We start from the raw sequence: 15,356 nt of genomic DNA, 5'->3' as shown, positions 1-15,356 counted from the left end.
GGCGTGTGTTTGGGTCTATGCTTACCTTGCCCCCTTTGAATCAGGCTCCATCCATGCACAAACACCGAACAATCCGGCGGGAGAACACGTGAGACATTCGACACCGGCTGCAGCGCTGCTCTGCCTATTGCTCGGCACGGTTGATGCCGGGGCCGAGGAGTATCAAGTCATCACCGAAGAGTGGGCGCCGTACAACTATCAGGAAAACAATCAGCTCACCGGCATGACCACCGAGATCGTCCGGGCCATCATGGCGCTCACCGGGAATGACTTCGAGGTCCTGTTGCAGCCGAGTATGCGAGCCACCCAGGTACTGAAGACGCGGCCCAAGACCATCATGTACTCCCTGTTCCGCACACCGGAGCGCGAGCCGTTATACAAATGGGTCGGACCGATCGTGGAGGAATCCATTCACCCCTATCAACTGGCCAGTACGCCGCCGGTGAACTCCCTGGAACAACTGCTGCATGCCCCGCAGATCACCACCCGCCACGCCGGCCTGGTGCCGCAGATGTTGCAGTCGCTGGGCTTCAACAACCTGGATAAAAGCGCCACCGAGAGCAAGCTGCTTTACCGCATGCTGCTTGCCAGACGCACCGACATCATCATCGGTGACACCGATGCTGGCGTGGCTTATTACAGCCGTCAGTTGAACATCGCGCCGGGCACCCTGCGACGGATCCCTATCGAACTGTATCGCTCATCGTTGTACATCGCCTTCAGCCCTGACAGTGAGGATGAAGTGGTGGCGGCGTGGGCAAGTGCGTTGGAGAAGTTGCGGCGTTCAGGGGAGTTGGAGCGGATTCAGCGGCGGTATGAGGGGGCGGTTGGGCGGTGAGGAAAAAGGGGTAGGCCTCGTGCCACTTTGCACGGAGTGTTTTTGCTTGAGTGATTGCTAACTGGAGATGACCTGGTTTGTTTTATCGAGCGAGCCGAATCAGTCCGGTGAACAATGATAAATCAACTGGCAGTGGGGATGATCTTGAGCATAAATCGTGCCGGCGTACTGCTGATACTGGGTCTGTTATTTCTCGATTTGATCGTATGGGCTGGCGCATGGAGATGGTTGGATGTAACTCGCAAGCAGTTCGAGGCGAAGGCCTCTATTCAGGCAGACAACCTGTCGCTGCTGCTCCATTCAGACTTTAATGGCCGACTTGAGAGTATCGACCGTACGCTGAGCGCAGTGGCTCATGAAATCGAGCGCCAAGAGACATTCGGAGAACTGCGCCCTGAGCTCGTCGAACCGGTCTTGAGCCAACACCTCTTCGTGCTCCCATCGATGTCAGGTATGCGAGTGGTGAACGCCGTCGGCGAGATTGTCTTCGGTGCCAGTGGGGAATCCCAGGTTTTTGTTACCGACCGTGATTACTTTCAGCAGTTACGTGATGATCCTAAGAAGGGCATGGTCATCAGCCATCCGGTTTTGGGCCGAATAAGCAAAACATGGGACATTGTCTTTGCCAGAGCCATCCACACACCGCAAGGCGAGTTTGCCGGCATTGTGACGCTTGTCCTTCCAATCAGTTCGCTAAACGAACGCTTTGCGACGCTTTCCAACGGATCAACTGATATTTTCGCCATCTTTAATGACCAGAGTTTGAGGTTTATTACGCGGTACCCCGAAGGGGTCGTTGCCCCGGGAGAACCTCTAATCGTTCGCAAAGATGCTCCAATGTTTGTTGCTCGACGAATTTCCCGGCTGTCTGGAACCTTCGTCAATGTCGCGCCGCAAGATGGAGTATTGCGCTCTTATGGGTATCGCTGCATGGCGACGCAGCCGATTTGCATTCTGGTGGGGGTCGGGCTTGAAGCCTATCTCGCCCCCTGGGTTGCCGAGCGGCGCATGATCGTTGGCTCCGTTGCGCTATTTACTTTGTTTACCTTGCTGTTGTGGTATCTGACCTACCGGGCGTGGTGTAGGCAACTCGACGCCATGAACGCCGAGCAAGCTGCCTATCAGGTCAGGGACGCTGAACATCGATTTAACCAAGTCATTATTGATGAGTCGCCTATTGCTGTCGTGACGCGTGACATTGAAGGCGTTATCACGTTGGTAAATGAGGCCGCGGAGAAACTGCTGGGATGGCCCGCCGACGCACTCGTGGGGCAAACGCTAGAGAACCTGCTTCCCGACATGGCCGCAGAGATCGCCTATCCCCACCATAAGACGTTCACGGGTGAAACCGTGGTAGACCGGGAAATAACGCGTTCGCACCGCGACCGGCATCCCGTCAATATCAGCGCTACACAGGCGCCGCTGCGTGATGCAAGTGGTGCGGTCACCGGTTACCTGACGATGGCGATGGACATCACTCGGCGCAAGGACGCTGAAGCCAAGGTGGAGTACCTCGCCTCAAGGGACGCGTTGACGGGGCTGCCGAACTGGTCGATGTTGCGCGACCGCTTTGAACATGCCAAAGGCTCCGGGGGGGACCAATGTCCTAGGTTGGTATTCGTCATGCTCAACCTGAACAACTTCAAGACCATCAACGAGTCGCTTGGACATGCCGCAGGTGACGCCGTGCTCCGAGTCGTCGCCAAGCGCCTGACAGAATGTGTACGTGACTCCGACACGGTAAGTCGCCAGGGTGGCGATGAGTTCCTCCTGCTGCTGATCGGTATGGATGGCCTGGCGCAAATTCAGGCGGTTCTGCATGAGCTTAAGTCCAGCGTGTCCTGCGTCATGAATATCCAGGGTGAGGAAATTTATACGTCTGCGACGATGGGGGTAGCCCTGTATCCGGAGGATGGTGAGGATTTCGAGACGATTTTACGCAAGGCCGCCGCCGCGATGTCTCGGGCCAAAGGTGACGGTCGAGGCTCGTGTCGTTTTTTCGACGATGGGCTTGACCGCGAAGCGACGGCCAGCCTTCGTACGGAGGTTGGATTGCGCAGGGCCCTGGCAAAGGGTGAATTCGAATTACATTATCAACCGCAAATTGACCTTCGAAGTGGTCTTGTACAGGGGGTCGAAGCGTTGTTGCGCTGGCGGCATCCCGAGCAAGGGTTGGTGCTCCCCGGGCAGTTTATTCAGATCGCTGAGCAAAGTGGTCTTATCGTGCCCATCGGTGAATGGGTCATAAGCGAATGCTGCCGACAGGGGCAAGTGTGGCGCGAAGCGGGTATTGCACCTGTACGAATTGCGTTCAACCTGTCGGCCGTGCAATTCAGTCACAGCGACGTTGAAGGGACGATCCGACGTGCTTTGATCGAGTCTGGGTTTGATCCCAACTTTCTCGAACTTGAACTTACGGAGTCGGTGCTCATTCGCAACACTGAACAAGTGCTTAACACCGTCCAGCGTCTTAAGCAGCTTGGCGTGATGGTTTCCGTGGACGATTTCGGCACCGGTTACTCCAGCTTGGCTTATCTCCAGCGCTTTGACGTCGACAAGTTGAAGATTGACCAGGCCTTCGTGCGCGACCTGTGTCAGAACACCAATGACAAAACAATCGTGCGTGCAATCATCCAGATGGCTCACGCACTTAACCTTCGCACGATAGCCGAAGGCGTCGAAGACGAAGCGACGCTTGCATGCTTGCAACAGTTGGAATGTGATGAAGTGCAGGGATACCTCATTGCCAAGCCGATGCAGGAAGAACAACTGGCTACGTTTATTCGTGAATACAGCAACGGTTGGACTGTGTGAGGGTGACCGTCCGCCCGATATCCCGCGGAACCGGCGAAAGCCGGTCCCGCAGACCTTCACTCACTTCACGCTCTGCACATGCATGTCGATGGATACCGAGTCATTTTTGTCAGTACTGGCGTGATAGAAGAAACCATAGTCAACCAAGTAGTAATAGTGCTTCAGCGGCACGACTGTTGAGCTTGGGCGCTGTTCACGGCAGCTCAACGCCTTGGCGTTACCGCTCAAGGCTGGGTTCAGTCGTTTGGCTGGCCCTTCACTGTCGACGGTGCAGTCGAAGGTTTTCGGTTCCTTGCCCAACGCTCCGGCCAACTCTCTTGGGAATGACTGGCGGTGCCTGCCAACTCAATGTAAGTCAGCGTCTTGGCCGGGGCCGGCATGTGCAGTTGCTCAATGCTCCTCAACACGCCGGGGTTGATGTCGGGCAGGGCATCCGCCGCGATCGGTGCTTTGGTACGTGAAGGGTGGCTTGCTTATCGGCCGGTGGCTGTTGGCCTGGCGCAGGCGTTGCACAGATGTTTCCGGTAAGTCCATTGAGGGAGGCGGGGTGGGGAAGATCGGGTCAGATCACTGCTATTAAGGGGGGACGCGAGGGCTCAACGGACGTTCGCGTCAGGAGCTTCGCAGGATGGCATGGGCGTAAATCTCTTGGGCTGCTTCCCTATGGACGCAAAACGAAGGGTAGAAGTGGATTTCGTGCTGGAATTCCGGTCATTGACCCGATTGCTGCCTGCAGAGAAATGCGACTTCAGCCTCAACTGTCTCCAAATCTCTTAGAGTCGTGGGCGCTCCTTCATGTTCGGCAGTCCATATGCTCAGAGCCAACCTGTGTCTCAGATTTTTCCACTTAGTGTGTACAGCTTTGGATGCTGATGTGTGCCTGCGGGTTTAGAAAAGGTGCATTTCACCCCGTCCAGAGAAAGCCGGTAGGGTCCTTCGTCAAAGAGTTCAAGGTGATATGCCTGTGGGGCGCGTAGTTTCATGTGAAAAGGCTCCAGGTTCTCTGTGCTGACCGCGAGCGTGGAAGGGATCAACAGGGGCAGGGGGCTTGGCCAATTCGTGTTTGTCTGGAATCCACGAAGCCAACGGCGACTTACTGCTGCACAGCGGCTTTTACCTTTCTCGCAGCAGGTTTTGCGCTTGGTTTAGCCGCTGCTGCCACTGGTTTTTTTGCAGCGGATTTCGCGGTAGGTTTGGCCGCCGCTACCGATGGTTTGCGAGCCTTTGGAGCAGTTGCTTTGGAAGCCGCTGCTAATGTTGCAATCGGTTGTACGGTGAGTTCTACACCGATCGCGGTCATCAGTTTCTTGATAGTTTCAAACCGCGTTTTTGCACCTGATTTCAGCACCTTATAAAGGCTTTCGCGATTAACCCCGGCATCCTTGGCGACTTTATTAACACCTTTGGCTTTTGCGACTTCGGCCAAAGCGTGAATAAGACTTTCTGTATCATCAGCTTTCATACTTTCGGCCAAATATGCAGCTATAGCCTCCGGACTATCGAGAAAGCGCGAAGCCTCATAACGAGTCGTACCCGTAGTGTTTAGGTTAAGGACCGGCATATCCTCAGGGTTGAATTTCTCGCTCATGTCATTTACCTCTCAGGGCATCAAGGATCGCTTTGGCTTTCTTAATACCTCGTTTTTGATCTGTTTTATCGCTTCCACTGAGCATCAAATACTCTGCGATCCCCGAGCGCACAAAGTAAATTCTGTACCCCGGTCCAATAAAAACACGCATTTCGCTCACCCCATCGCCAACGGGTTCGCAATCACCAAAGTTGCCGTCTGCGGCGCGATCCAGACGGGCCAAGATGGCCGATTTCCCTTGAGCATCCTTCACACTGTCGAGCCAATCCTCAAAATAGGACGTCTGGTGGATCTCGTTTATTTTCTTATTGATCATAGTCCCAATTGTAGCCATATGGCTACTCCTGACGGGTGCGAGGTTGAATGCAGGTAAAGGGTGTCTTTCATCGGTCATGAAGCTGATGGTGTCGCCCTGGCTGGCAGTAACCACTACTCGCTGGGGGTTTGAGTATCGATAAGCAGTGAAGTGGGAGTGCAGTCGATGCTGGTGATGGGGGCGTATTTTTCCATGGGGTTGCTCCGATCAGATTAATGGGCTGATCGGATCCGCAGGTCGTCAAACCTGATCGCCATTTGGGGCGACGGGAACGACTATAGGTTTCACCGACGCTGGCGTACAAGGTGAGGGATTCCCACGCTTTTGTAGGAATTGTGATAGCTGTGCGAGGAAAAGGCGTATCGACTGATTTCGGGGGGGGGCGAGGCAGGCGGATAATCAAAATCGGGGTCACAAAATCGGCACAAAATCAGGTTCAGGCCATGGTTATCAATTGTGGTTTGACCCTGAGGGGAGGCTTTCTACCGCTCTCGATAGTACTGCTCTCTACGCCTGGCCTCGTCCCGCTCCATTTCTTCATAATGCTTGCGCTCGTCCCGCTCCCTCTCTTCATGGCGCTCGCGGTGTTTCCTGTCTTGTGCTCTATCCATTTCCCGCTGGTGTTCCCAGTGGCGCCTGTTTGCCTCTCGATAGTCCTGGTTCCGATCACCGGCAAATGCACCGGCTGAGGTGAAGCCAATCCAGGTGAGTACAAACATGGCAGCCATTCTCATGTGAGGGTGTCTCCGGGGTGGATGTGTGCAGGTGGTGCCATTGGTGGCTTGCGGTAGACCATGAGACGGGGCGCAAGTGCTGATCGGGCTGCTGTTGCACAGCTATGTTCGCGTGGGAATTCCGAAAGGCGACACCGAGCATTAAACAATCGAAAGAGGGTTGAATCAGCTTTTTTGCTTCGACCCAGACCAGAGCAGGGAAAGCAGCGTACGCGAGTCCATTAGACGCTCGTCGGCACTCAGCAGGCCTGGAAGAGCATGCCATGGATGGTTGGCGCTGCGATGATGATGCAGATGCAGATTGATGTGATAAGGCCAAATGAAAAACCTTCCGACACACCCCACTTTCCATGCGTAAGTCCATTGCGGCCAGCCTGGCGTTACATCAGGCCCGCCACTGTGTTCGGCGATGCTACGGATTTTCTGTAGTAGCGTTCCCAAAGTGGCGAGTGGCAAAAACCATAACAGCACGATAAGCATCATTGTCTGGGCGCTGGTTTGCCAGGCGATGAACGACAAGAGGGCAAGCCAGATAATGCCCGCAGCGGCGATTGGCCGGGTCATCTTCGGTGATGCCCCGCCCGCATCTCTGTAAGCACGCAGATTGCGCAGCGTATTGATAACGAACAGATCCCCCAGCAATTGCCTGAGCAATAATTTCCCGGACAGGGGTCGGAATTTCCACGGCTGCTGGTGATAAAGAAAGCGCCGCTCCGGGTCTTTCGTTGATCCCGTGTGCTGATGATGCTCAAGGTGCAGTGGCCGATAGAATTCAATGGGCACCGTACCCGGAACACCGATGGCCACGTTGATCAAAAAGTCATTGATACCGCGATGACGCGTCAGATGATAGTGAGTCGCGTCGTGGTACAGAATGAACAGTGCATGTTGGCGCGCGGCGATGATGACAAACGCCAGGCAATAGAAACGCCAGTCCGAGACATACAGCGCAATGCGCAACGTCACGATGATGCACAACCATTCAAGCAGGATGGCCGCCAGGGTGCGCAAATCCACCTTGAGGCGACTCAGCGTGATGGTTGCCAAACCCGCTGCTGCGCCAATGGCTGCTCCATAGACCACATCGAGCAGTACATGCTGGCCTGTCGTCAACACGGTGATTGCCAGCATCAGGCTCCACAGCGCGAAGATCCATACCTGGCGGACACGCAGATAACCCAGCACAACGCTGATGGCCACCGGCAACGCCACATGTCCACTGGGTGACGCCGCTAGCGGTGAGTCAATGCTGTAGAACCACGTTAGCCACTGCGACGGGCTCTCCGGGCGCTCTATAAGGGTTGGCCAGAACAGGTGGCTCACCAGGCATGTTCCAGAGGCCAGGGCCCCGGCAAAAAAAACCGGTAGCAGCCAGTCGCAGCGACGCCCTAGAAACACCAGCGCGGGCATGATCAATAAATAGCTAAGGTACAAGGGGAGTGTGTAAGGCAGTTGCGCAACGTGCGCATCGATACTGCCGGGTTGAATAACCCGTACCGGCCCCATCGGGAAGTGCGTGACGAGAAAATACAGGACCCCCGTCACTACGGTGTAGGCCAGCAGCCAACTGACGGGGCGGGTCACCCTTGAGGCATTGACAGGATGGTGTGCGACAGTGGATGACATGATCAAGAGGCCTGGGTAAACGAGGAGGGCGATGAATGGAAGTCTACGTTGCATTGGCCGATTGATCTGGCCAATATCCGTCCCCCCTTGCTTGCGATGCTGAAGGTCTCCATGAGTTTGAGTGCAACCTCCGTTGAATGCGCCCATCTGCATCTGAATGAAATTGATCGGATGTTCGAGATTTATGCTGCGTCCTACGACGACACCTCGCGAGCAAGGTTCGATCAGGATTTCAAGGAAAAAACCCACTGCATCGTATTACGGGATGCGGGTGAAGTAATCGTTGGATTTACCACGCTCAAACTTTATGAAAAAACCTGGTCTGGCAAACCGATCAGGGTGATTTTTTCGGGCGATACCATCATTGATCGTGAACACTGGGGGAGCCAGCAACTGGCCTTCGCCTGGATGCGACTGGCGGGGGAAATCTGGCAGGAGCAGCCTGAAATCCCTCTCTATTGGTTTCTGATCTGCAAGGGGCACCGAACGTACCGTTATTTAGGCGCCATGGCGTTGAACTATTCACCCCGAGCCGGGGCGATGACGGATGCTGGCGTCCAGGCGCTGATGGACCACTTGGCGATCGATCGTTTTGGTGAGGCCTATGATCGGAAAACGGGTGTCCTGTCCTTCAAGGTTCCACAAGGTCGGCTGAGCGCGGAGTTGGCACAGGTTCCTGCGCCTCACCTGCGTCTGGCAAACGTATTGTATTTTCTGGAAAGAAATCCTTTTTACGCATTGGGTGATGAGTTGGTCTGTTTGTGCGAGCTGCACCCCAATAATTTACGGCCGATGGTGCTGCGCTTGTTTGCTGGCGCTCAACCATCGCCATGCTGATCCGCCAGGCAAGCGCCGCGGACAACCTGAAATTACTCGACTTTCAGGCGCAGCGGGCGATGCAGGGTGGCTTGCCGATGCGGTTTGACCGTGGGCCGGACTATTTCGCGCTGCATCGTTGTCACGCCATGGACCATCGAACCTGGATAGCGGAAAGCGAGGTGGGCGAACTGAAAGGCATCGCCAGCCTGGTGGTCCGCGATGGCTACCTTAATGGCGGTATCGAGCCGGTGGCCTATCTGGGGGACCTGCGGCTGGTGCCCGACCGGCGCTTGTCAAAGTCGTGGATGGCCGAGGTCAAGGTGCGGCTCGAAGCGTTGGCCCATGAAACCGGTGCGCAGCAGGCTTATTGCTGTGTCATTCGTGGCAATAGGCTTGCGGCTCACTCGCTTCTGGGGGGACGGCGAGCCAATCCGCTGATGCTTTCGCACTGGCGTGGCTATAGCAATGTCTCCGTGTATGGTCAGCGCGGATGGAGCAGCGCGCCAAGAACGCTGGAAAACGTCCGCATCGTTCGAGCCCAGCCGGCCCATACGGATGCACTGCGAGCGTTTCTCGACAGCGAGTCGGCAGGCCAGCCTTTTGGTTGCGTCTTCAGTGAAGCGCAGTTTTCCCGACGCCTGGACACCTGGCCGGACTTCGGTATCGAGTCATTTCTCCTGGCCTTGGATGCCCGTAACAATGTGCTCGGTTGTGTTGCCCCTTGGGATGCCGGGCGTATCAAGCGGGTGGTGCTGGAAAAGCTGCCCTTGTCGCACCAGGCGCTTCGCCTGGCTTTCAATGCTTGTGCGCCAGTCTTGGGGCGCCCTGCAATCGCTGCACCTGGCGAGGCACTGCAGGACATCTACCTGACTCATTTACAGGTGCGGCAGCGAGATCCGCACATTTTCGCTGCGCTGCTGGATGCCGCTTGGGTGCGCGTTCGCAGTCAGTACGCGTTGATGCAAATGTGCTTGTATGACAATGACCCGCTTTGGGCCGCCATGAACCGTTATCGCAGCGTCACCATTCCCATGGACCTGTATACGGCGCCCTGCGTCGGCAGTGCGTCAGCACTGGCACCGGTGGATGCGGCGCGTATTCCGGGGTTTGAGATCTATCTCGTCTGATTGCCCCGGCCGGGCTTGGTCTGGTGCAAGACGTTCAGCAGCGCCAACCAGAAACGGGTCGCATCAAATCCACCGCCGCCCAAAACAGGTTGGCCGTGATCGAGGTGCGGCAGGCAAATCTGCGGCATGCCATCGAGTCGCTGATGGTCGAGGTAAAACTGACCGTCATGCGCCCAGCCGGGTCGCAGTGCATTGAGGCGTGCGTGATGCGTGTCAAAACCAGAGCTGGGCGCGCAGCTCCAACTGACGACATGCGCGCAATGCAGGTCAGGGCCCAGATGATTGAGCATGTGAACAACGTGCGGGTCGCGCAGGCGGCTGATGTCTCGTGTGCCATCGGCCACCCACGGCATTTTTGCAAACACTCGACGAAGGCGATCTAGAGGATATCGTTGGGCCGGTTGCCACGTGCTGCAACCCAGCACCTCATCCATGACCGTCGACGGGCCTGCCGGCGGTTGCACCAACGCCACGCCGTCGCACGCCTCACTCAAGACGCTGCTCTGCAGGATGGCTGCAAGTGCATCGAGCCCCCCCTTACTGTGCGCCAACACAACAAATCGCTGGCCTGGCTTGAGTTCGGCAGTCAGTACCTTGTTGATAGACGTTCCTTGAGCCATCACCCCACGCGAAGAACGCACGGGCATGCGCAGGACCTGATAGTTCGAGCGCCGTAACGTCTGGGCGCAATCTTGAAAACAACGTGGCAACCATTCGGAAAACAGCCCGGCAACCAGCACCACCAACGTACTTCGAGGAAGACGTGGCACGGGGGCATGCCAGCACGCGATAAATTGCTCTGTCCAATCAAGGTGTGCAGCAGGCCTCGCCAATTGCGTTGCTGGAAAGTGAAGTGGCCATTCGTCAAAGCCTTCTGGTATCCAGGGTTTTTTTCCCGGCACGGCTGGCCTCATGGCTTGGGCTCAGCGAATTCATCCAATTTGCGGCGGGCCGCTTCCAAGGCTTCACTGTTGTCGAGCTTATCGGGGTGAAAACCAGGAATGAACCACGCCAGCCAGCTCGGAAATGCACGGGTCAGCGGGCCAGGATTCACAAACAACCACCATTGCAAGCGCGCCCACCCTCGCCAGTTACGGCGTTGCCCATCAGTCCCTGCAAGTTGGTAAATGAAATACAGCACATCGACGGCGAAGTACGCGGTCATTATCAGCATGACCCCGCATCGCATCAGGTAGCGCCAAAGTGGATTGCGCACAACCAGGCACAACACGTCGTAGGCGACGGCCTTGTGTTCGGTTTCTTCTATGGCATGCCAACGCCAGAGCATGGCCATCCTCGAATCGGCACCGTTGAGAACAGCGGGATTTCGCAAAAGCTGATCAGAGAGAATGGCCGTGAAATGCTCCAGGCTGGCGGTCATCGCCAGACGAGTCGCTGGCGTAAATCGATTGCCAACCTCTTGTCGGCGCAGCAGCAGTTTTTCCAGTGCCTCAACAGGCGCGCCTTGTGCCGCGAGTAGCTGGTTATACAGCCTGTGCTCACGAATATGCGCCGCCTCCTGATAAACAAACGCTTCAACCGCGTTGCAGAGCGACAGATCGGTTTCTATCTCGGTCCGAAAGTGCGTGACGCTATCAATGAACAGCTTTTCGCCGAGTGGAAACATGATCGACAGGCCATCAAAAAAACGCGTGACGTGAGGCCAGTCACGGTACCAATAACGGGGAATACGCTCATCGAGAGCAAAGCGTACGTTGCGGCGGAGAATTTTTGCGGCAGGTGGTTTTGCCGCCGAGCACCAGGACAAGAGGGCTTTGAGATACGACATATCAGCGGGTGCGGCCCTGAAAAACTATAGGCTATCTCTTTTGTCACTGATCGTGTAAATGGATATCCGACTTTCCATGGGGCCTCTTAATGCGCAGTTCCAGTGACATTTCATCCTCCAGTCGTTACGACGTGGCCAATCTGTGTGTACTGATGCTGCAGACATTGGTTTGGGGGGCGACGCTGACCTGGTTGTCACACACGGATGCGGGTTGGCCCAAGTGGCTTGTGCTGATGCCTTTTTGCCTGGTCATGCAAGGGGTCTTTTCGATGATGCACGAGGCCTTTCATGGGCTGGCCCATAGTCAAAAAAAGTTGAATTACTTCGTCATGTGGTGGGCTTCAACCCTGTTTGGTGCATCGGCCACGCTCATCCATATCAACCATCTGGGGCACCACACGCGTAATCGCACCCGAGCAGAGCTGGCTGATTTCGCGAGCGCAGACGAGTCGTTGCTGCGCAAGCGCGTCGAATACTATTTCGCGATTCTGGGGGGGATCTGGTTCGCGGCATTTATCGGTAGTCTTTTGTTGCCGTTACTGCCGGCACGTATCACTGGCCGGTGGTCGCAAACCGCAGAGGTCAATACGTATGCGGCCGCCTTCAAGGACTTTTCAAAAAGCGATTTCAGCCGTATCCGGCTGGAGGTGATCGCCAGTGTCGCGGTGTGGTTATCGGCCGGGATAGTGTTGGGATGGAAGTGGCCTGTCGTCCTGGCTACCTACATCGCTTTTGCTTTTTCCTGGTCTTCGCTGCAGTGGGTCTACCACATGCGCACACCGTTGGACGTGGTGGAGGGGGCCTACAACATGAGGGCTCCGCGCCTGGTCCGCTGGGCATTTTTGAACTTCAACTACAACCTCACCCATCATCGTCAATCACAACTGCATTGGCAGCAGATGCACCGGGCCTCGAACCTGAAGGAAACCCGGCCATTGTGGTTTGGCTGGCTACAGGTTTTCTTGCCGCCCCAGCGTTTACCGGATGACGTGACGCAACTCGACAAGACCTACTTCTGATGAGTGCCAACAATGGCGTCAGACGCGCGCTGTGGAAACGTTTCATAGACAGTGCCCAACCCACGCTTGATCGGTGGCACGAGCAACTTGAGCAACCAGAACTGACGCAAGAACGCCAATTGCAGCGATTGCTAAAGGCCAACAGTGATTGTGCGTTCGGGCGTGCCCACCACTTTGCGCGTATCGCTGATTCAACGCAGTTTCGCGCCGACGTCCCGATTCACGCTTACTCGCAACTGCATCCCTGGATACAGCGAGCGCAACAGGAATCGGGACCGATTTTGACCTCCCGCCCGCCACTGTTCTTTGAACGTACAAGCGGTAGCAGTGCGCTGCACAAAGCGATTCCTTATACACGCGACTTTCTCTCTGAAATGCACAGTGCTTTAGGCGTCTGGCTGGCGGATATGCACCGTCAAGTCCCCGGGATCAGCCATGGCTCAGGCTATTGGTCAATGTCACCCCCCTTGCAAGTGCCGGTGACGGGGCCTAATGGTATTGCCGTTGGTTCAGCCAGTGACCTGGAGTACTTGAGCGGCAGCAGCATTGCCGGGTTGGCCGGGACGTTGTTGATTCCGGAGTTCGCCGGCGATCTGTCCAACTGGCGTAGACAGACCCTCCTGGCGTTGGTGGCAGACGCTGATTTGAGTTTTATCAGTGTCTGGAGCCCTACGTTCTTGACCAGCCTGTTGCAGCCAATTTTCGATGGCGAAAGCGCTGAGCATGAGCAGACGTTTGCGTGGCTGAACAATGCGCTTCCCACCGCCCGCAGGTCTGCGTTGCGCCGAGCGCGATCCCAAGGTGTCTGCACCGAGTTATGGCCACGGCTGGCTGCCGTCAGTTGCTGGATGGATGGCCCCAGCCGCAACTACTACAGGCAATTGGCGGCGCGCTTCCCTCAGGTGCAATGGTTACCCAAAGGGCTTTTTGCCACCGAAGGTGTGGTGAGCGTGCCATTTGGTGACGGGCCGGGGTGTCCCTTGGCGATAGGCAGCCATTATCTCGAGTTTCTCTGCGAAGACGGTTCGCTACGCAATGCCCACTCCCTGCGCATGGGCGAAAGCGCGCAAGTGCTGCTGACAACCGGTGGCGGTTTGTATCGCTACGCATTGGGCGACCGAGTCCGAGTCGTCGGAATGCTGGGGGCTACTCCGCGTGTAGAGTTTGTGGGGCGTACTGCGGTGACCAGTGATCTGGTCGGAGAAAAGCTTGATGAACACATCGTGCAGAGCATATTTGACCGTTGCATCACCACGACAGGGGCTGCTTGCCTGATCCCCAATGCTTCGGCGATGCCACCGCATTACCTCGCGCTGGTGGCGACACCTGAAGACCTGGATGCAAGCGCACTGGCGCTGGCGGTCGAGTCGGAGCTGTCCAACGCCTTTCATTACAATCAGGCACGCAGGCTTGGGCAGTTGGGGCCTCTTCGGGTTCGCTTGCTCAAAGGCAGCGCTGATGTGCTGGCTCAAGTACTGCAACAGGCGGCGGAGTTAAGCGGTATCCGCGCCGGTGACGTCAAACCGCGCCCACTTATCAATCGGCTCGAGACAGCCGATGCCATTCTCGCGCTAACGGAAAGCTCATGTCGGCATCTTTAAATACCACCTTCGAGACCCCTTGCGATGCAACCCTCGAACAATGGTATGTGGCTTGCGCTCAGAAAGAGCTGCGTAAGAACACACCTTACAGGGCAAAAATCCTCGGACTGAACCTGGTGCTTTTTCGTCAGGGTGATGGGCAGGTAGCGGCGTTGCTGGACCAATGCGTGCATCGGGGAACCCGATTGTCCGCCGGCAAGATTTCCGATAATTGCCTCGTCTGTCCCTACCATGGCTGGCGCTACGATGCCCAAGGGCACGTGGTTCATATCCCCAGTGTTGGCGATAAACAGTGCTCATCGCCATCAGGCGAGTATCGGTATAAACAGCGTCATTTTGCCGTGCAGGAACTTGATGGCTTGATCTGGGTATACACCGGTGCAGGTGACCCGCAGGCCAAGCCCCTGTTCAGGCTGCCGGCTTACGCTGACCAGCGCTGGCAGAGCTATTTCATGATCAACACCTTTGAGGCCGACGTAGGCAGCCTGGTGCAGAACTTCATGGACGTGCCGCATACCGTATTCGTGCACGAGGGCATCTTCAGATCCAGCACCGGTCGTTCGATGGACGCCACGCTCGCGTGTAAAGCGCGGAGCATTGAAGTGACCTATCACGATGACGGGGACAAGATTGGTGTCATGAACTGGCTGAGTAATCCCGACGGCGAACCACTGGTTCACACGGATCGTTTTTTTGCGCCCAACGTCACGCGCTGCGACTACCAGTGGGGCGAGCGTTCGGCTTTTTTGATCATCAGTCAAATCACGCCAATCGATTCACGTCAGTCGCGCGTCTATACCTACATCGCCTACCGCTTCCGCCTACCCCGTTGGGTACTGCGGATGTTGCGTCCGTTCATCCATCTGTACACCCGCATCGTCATTCGCCAAGACGTGAAGATCATTCAAGCACACCGCCAAGGCCTTGATAACGCACCGGACTTCAAGCCGTCCAATGTGCAAGCGGATGCCATACATGTCGGTGTCGAGCAGCTACTGGCGGCGGTAAGGCTAGGCGAGGATTTGCCACCGGCACAGCGTCGTGAGAGCCGGATACGGTTTGAGCTTTGATGGCGGCGACAAAAA

The 15,356-nt window shown here is 56.2% G+C and carries 13 protein-coding genes; 7 read left to right on the top strand and 6 right to left on the bottom strand.

The features are described 5' to 3' along the window. The first annotated feature begins 88 nt into the window (after positions 1 to 88). Together QMK47_RS17940 and QMK47_RS17935 are read left to right on the top strand one after the other, a co-directional pair. Entirely contained in the window at positions 89 to 838 is a 750-nt protein-coding gene (locus QMK47_RS17940) for a substrate-binding periplasmic protein (RefSeq protein ID WP_320388937.1), read from the top strand. A 114-nt stretch (positions 839 to 952) separates the two neighbouring features. Beyond that, a complete protein-coding gene (locus QMK47_RS17935; protein WP_320388936.1) occupies positions 953 to 3,652 on the top strand; it encodes an EAL domain-containing protein in 2,700 nt (899 codons plus the stop codon). Positions 3,653 to 3,712: 60 nt separating this feature from the next. Here QMK47_RS17935 and QMK47_RS17930 read toward each other — a convergent pair whose 3' ends face one another. The 4 genes from QMK47_RS17930 to QMK47_RS17915 form a co-directional block, all read right to left on the bottom strand. Then, positions 3,713 to 3,952 (bottom strand): hypothetical protein, encoded by a 240-nt coding sequence (locus QMK47_RS17930; RefSeq protein WP_320388934.1) that lies wholly within the window; start codon positions 3,950 to 3,952, stop codon positions 3,713 to 3,715. A 793-nt stretch (positions 3,953 to 4,745) separates the two neighbouring features. Then, positions 4,746 to 5,240: an addiction module antidote protein gene (locus QMK47_RS17925; protein ID WP_258688681.1), complete on the bottom strand. Its 495-nt coding sequence runs from the start codon at positions 5,238 to 5,240 to the stop codon at positions 4,746 to 4,748. 1 nt (position 5,241) lies between these two features. Next, positions 5,242 to 5,556 (bottom strand): type II toxin-antitoxin system RelE/ParE family toxin, encoded by a 315-nt coding sequence (locus QMK47_RS17920; RefSeq protein WP_320390537.1) that lies wholly within the window; start codon positions 5,554 to 5,556, stop codon positions 5,242 to 5,244. An 899-nt stretch (positions 5,557 to 6,455) separates the two neighbouring features. Beyond that, a complete protein-coding gene (locus tag QMK47_RS17915) occupies positions 6,456 to 7,916 on the bottom strand; it encodes a fatty acid desaturase (RefSeq protein WP_320388933.1) in 1,461 nt (486 codons plus the stop codon). 171 nt (positions 7,917 to 8,087) lie between these two features. Here QMK47_RS17915 and QMK47_RS17910 point away from each other — a divergent pair, with 171 nt between their 5' ends. Together QMK47_RS17910 and QMK47_RS17905 are read left to right on the top strand one after the other, a co-directional pair. After that, positions 8,088 to 8,753 carry a hypothetical protein gene (locus QMK47_RS17910; protein ID WP_258691252.1) on the top strand — a complete coding sequence of 222 codons (666 nt, stop codon included), beginning with the start codon at positions 8,088 to 8,090 and terminating at the stop codon, positions 8,751 to 8,753. Beyond that, positions 8,747 to 9,862, top strand: coding sequence for a hypothetical protein (locus tag QMK47_RS17905; protein WP_258688675.1), 1,116 nt, complete (start codon positions 8,747 to 8,749; stop codon positions 9,860 to 9,862). Before QMK47_RS17910 ends, QMK47_RS17905 begins: the two co-directional genes overlap by 7 nt. Here the strand turns inward: QMK47_RS17905 and QMK47_RS17900 are convergent. Together QMK47_RS17900 and QMK47_RS17895 are read right to left on the bottom strand one after the other, a co-directional pair. Beyond that, complete coding sequence (locus QMK47_RS17900) at positions 9,850 to 10,764, bottom strand: hypothetical protein (protein WP_320388932.1); 915 nt, start codon at positions 10,762 to 10,764, stop codon at positions 9,850 to 9,852. The genes QMK47_RS17905 and QMK47_RS17900 overlap by 13 nt on opposite strands. Positions 10,765 to 10,772: 8 nt before the next feature. Next, positions 10,773 to 11,651 (bottom strand): metal-dependent hydrolase, encoded by an 879-nt coding sequence (locus QMK47_RS17895; protein ID WP_320388931.1) that lies wholly within the window; start codon positions 11,649 to 11,651, stop codon positions 10,773 to 10,775. A gap of 89 nt (positions 11,652 to 11,740) precedes the next feature. Between QMK47_RS17895 and QMK47_RS17890 the strand changes: the two genes are divergently transcribed. From QMK47_RS17890 to QMK47_RS17880, 3 genes are read left to right on the top strand one after another with little or no spacing between them, the layout of a single operon-like run. Then, complete coding sequence (locus QMK47_RS17890; protein ID WP_320388929.1) at positions 11,741 to 12,670, top strand: fatty acid desaturase family protein; 930 nt, start codon at positions 11,741 to 11,743, stop codon at positions 12,668 to 12,670. Beyond that, complete coding sequence (locus QMK47_RS17885) at positions 12,670 to 14,271, top strand: GH3 auxin-responsive promoter family protein (RefSeq protein WP_320388927.1); 1,602 nt, start codon at positions 12,670 to 12,672, stop codon at positions 14,269 to 14,271. Before QMK47_RS17890 ends, QMK47_RS17885 begins: the two co-directional genes overlap by 1 nt. Further along, positions 14,256 to 15,341, top strand: a complete 1,086-nt coding sequence (locus tag QMK47_RS17880; RefSeq protein WP_320388925.1) for an aromatic ring-hydroxylating dioxygenase subunit alpha — start codon at positions 14,256 to 14,258, stop codon at positions 15,339 to 15,341. The genes QMK47_RS17885 and QMK47_RS17880 overlap by 16 nt, the downstream gene beginning before the upstream one ends. Positions 15,342 to 15,356 lie beyond the last annotated feature (15 nt).

This window comes from Pseudomonas sp. P9_35 (genome assembly GCF_034008205.1).
Lineage (GTDB): Bacteria > Pseudomonadota > Gammaproteobacteria > Pseudomonadales > Pseudomonadaceae > Aquipseudomonas > Aquipseudomonas kilonensis.
The sequence above is the reverse complement of the archived record's forward strand: the minus strand, read 5'-3'. Positions and strand labels throughout refer to the sequence as shown.

What these genes read in the sequence shown, in the direction of transcription:
- QMK47_RS17935 (WP_320388936.1), top strand. Translation starts at nt 953, where the DNA reads ATGATAAATCAACTGGCAGTGGGGATGATCTTGAGCATAAATCGTGCC.
- QMK47_RS17925 (WP_258688681.1), bottom strand. Translation starts at nt 5,240, where the DNA reads ATGAGCGAGAAATTCAACCCTGAGGATATGCCGGTCCTTAACCTAAAC.
- QMK47_RS17920 (WP_320390537.1), bottom strand. Translation starts at nt 5,556, where the DNA reads ATGATCAATAAGAAAATAAACGAGATCCACCAGACGTCCTATTTTGAG.
- QMK47_RS17915 (WP_320388933.1), bottom strand. Translation starts at nt 7,916, where the DNA reads ATGTCATCCACTGTCGCACACCATCCTGTCAATGCCTCAAGGGTGACC.
- QMK47_RS17910 (WP_258691252.1), top strand. Translation starts at nt 8,088, where the DNA reads ATGTTCGAGATTTATGCTGCGTCCTACGACGACACCTCGCGAGCAAGG.
- QMK47_RS17905 (WP_258688675.1), top strand. Translation starts at nt 8,747, where the DNA reads ATGCTGATCCGCCAGGCAAGCGCCGCGGACAACCTGAAATTACTCGAC.
- QMK47_RS17895 (WP_320388931.1), bottom strand. Translation starts at nt 11,651, where the DNA reads ATGTCGTATCTCAAAGCCCTCTTGTCCTGGTGCTCGGCGGCAAAACCA.
- QMK47_RS17890 (WP_320388929.1), top strand. Translation starts at nt 11,741, where the DNA reads ATGCGCAGTTCCAGTGACATTTCATCCTCCAGTCGTTACGACGTGGCC.
- QMK47_RS17885 (WP_320388927.1), top strand. Translation starts at nt 12,670, where the DNA reads ATGAGTGCCAACAATGGCGTCAGACGCGCGCTGTGGAAACGTTTCATA.
- QMK47_RS17880 (WP_320388925.1), top strand. Translation starts at nt 14,256, where the DNA reads ATGTCGGCATCTTTAAATACCACCTTCGAGACCCCTTGCGATGCAACC.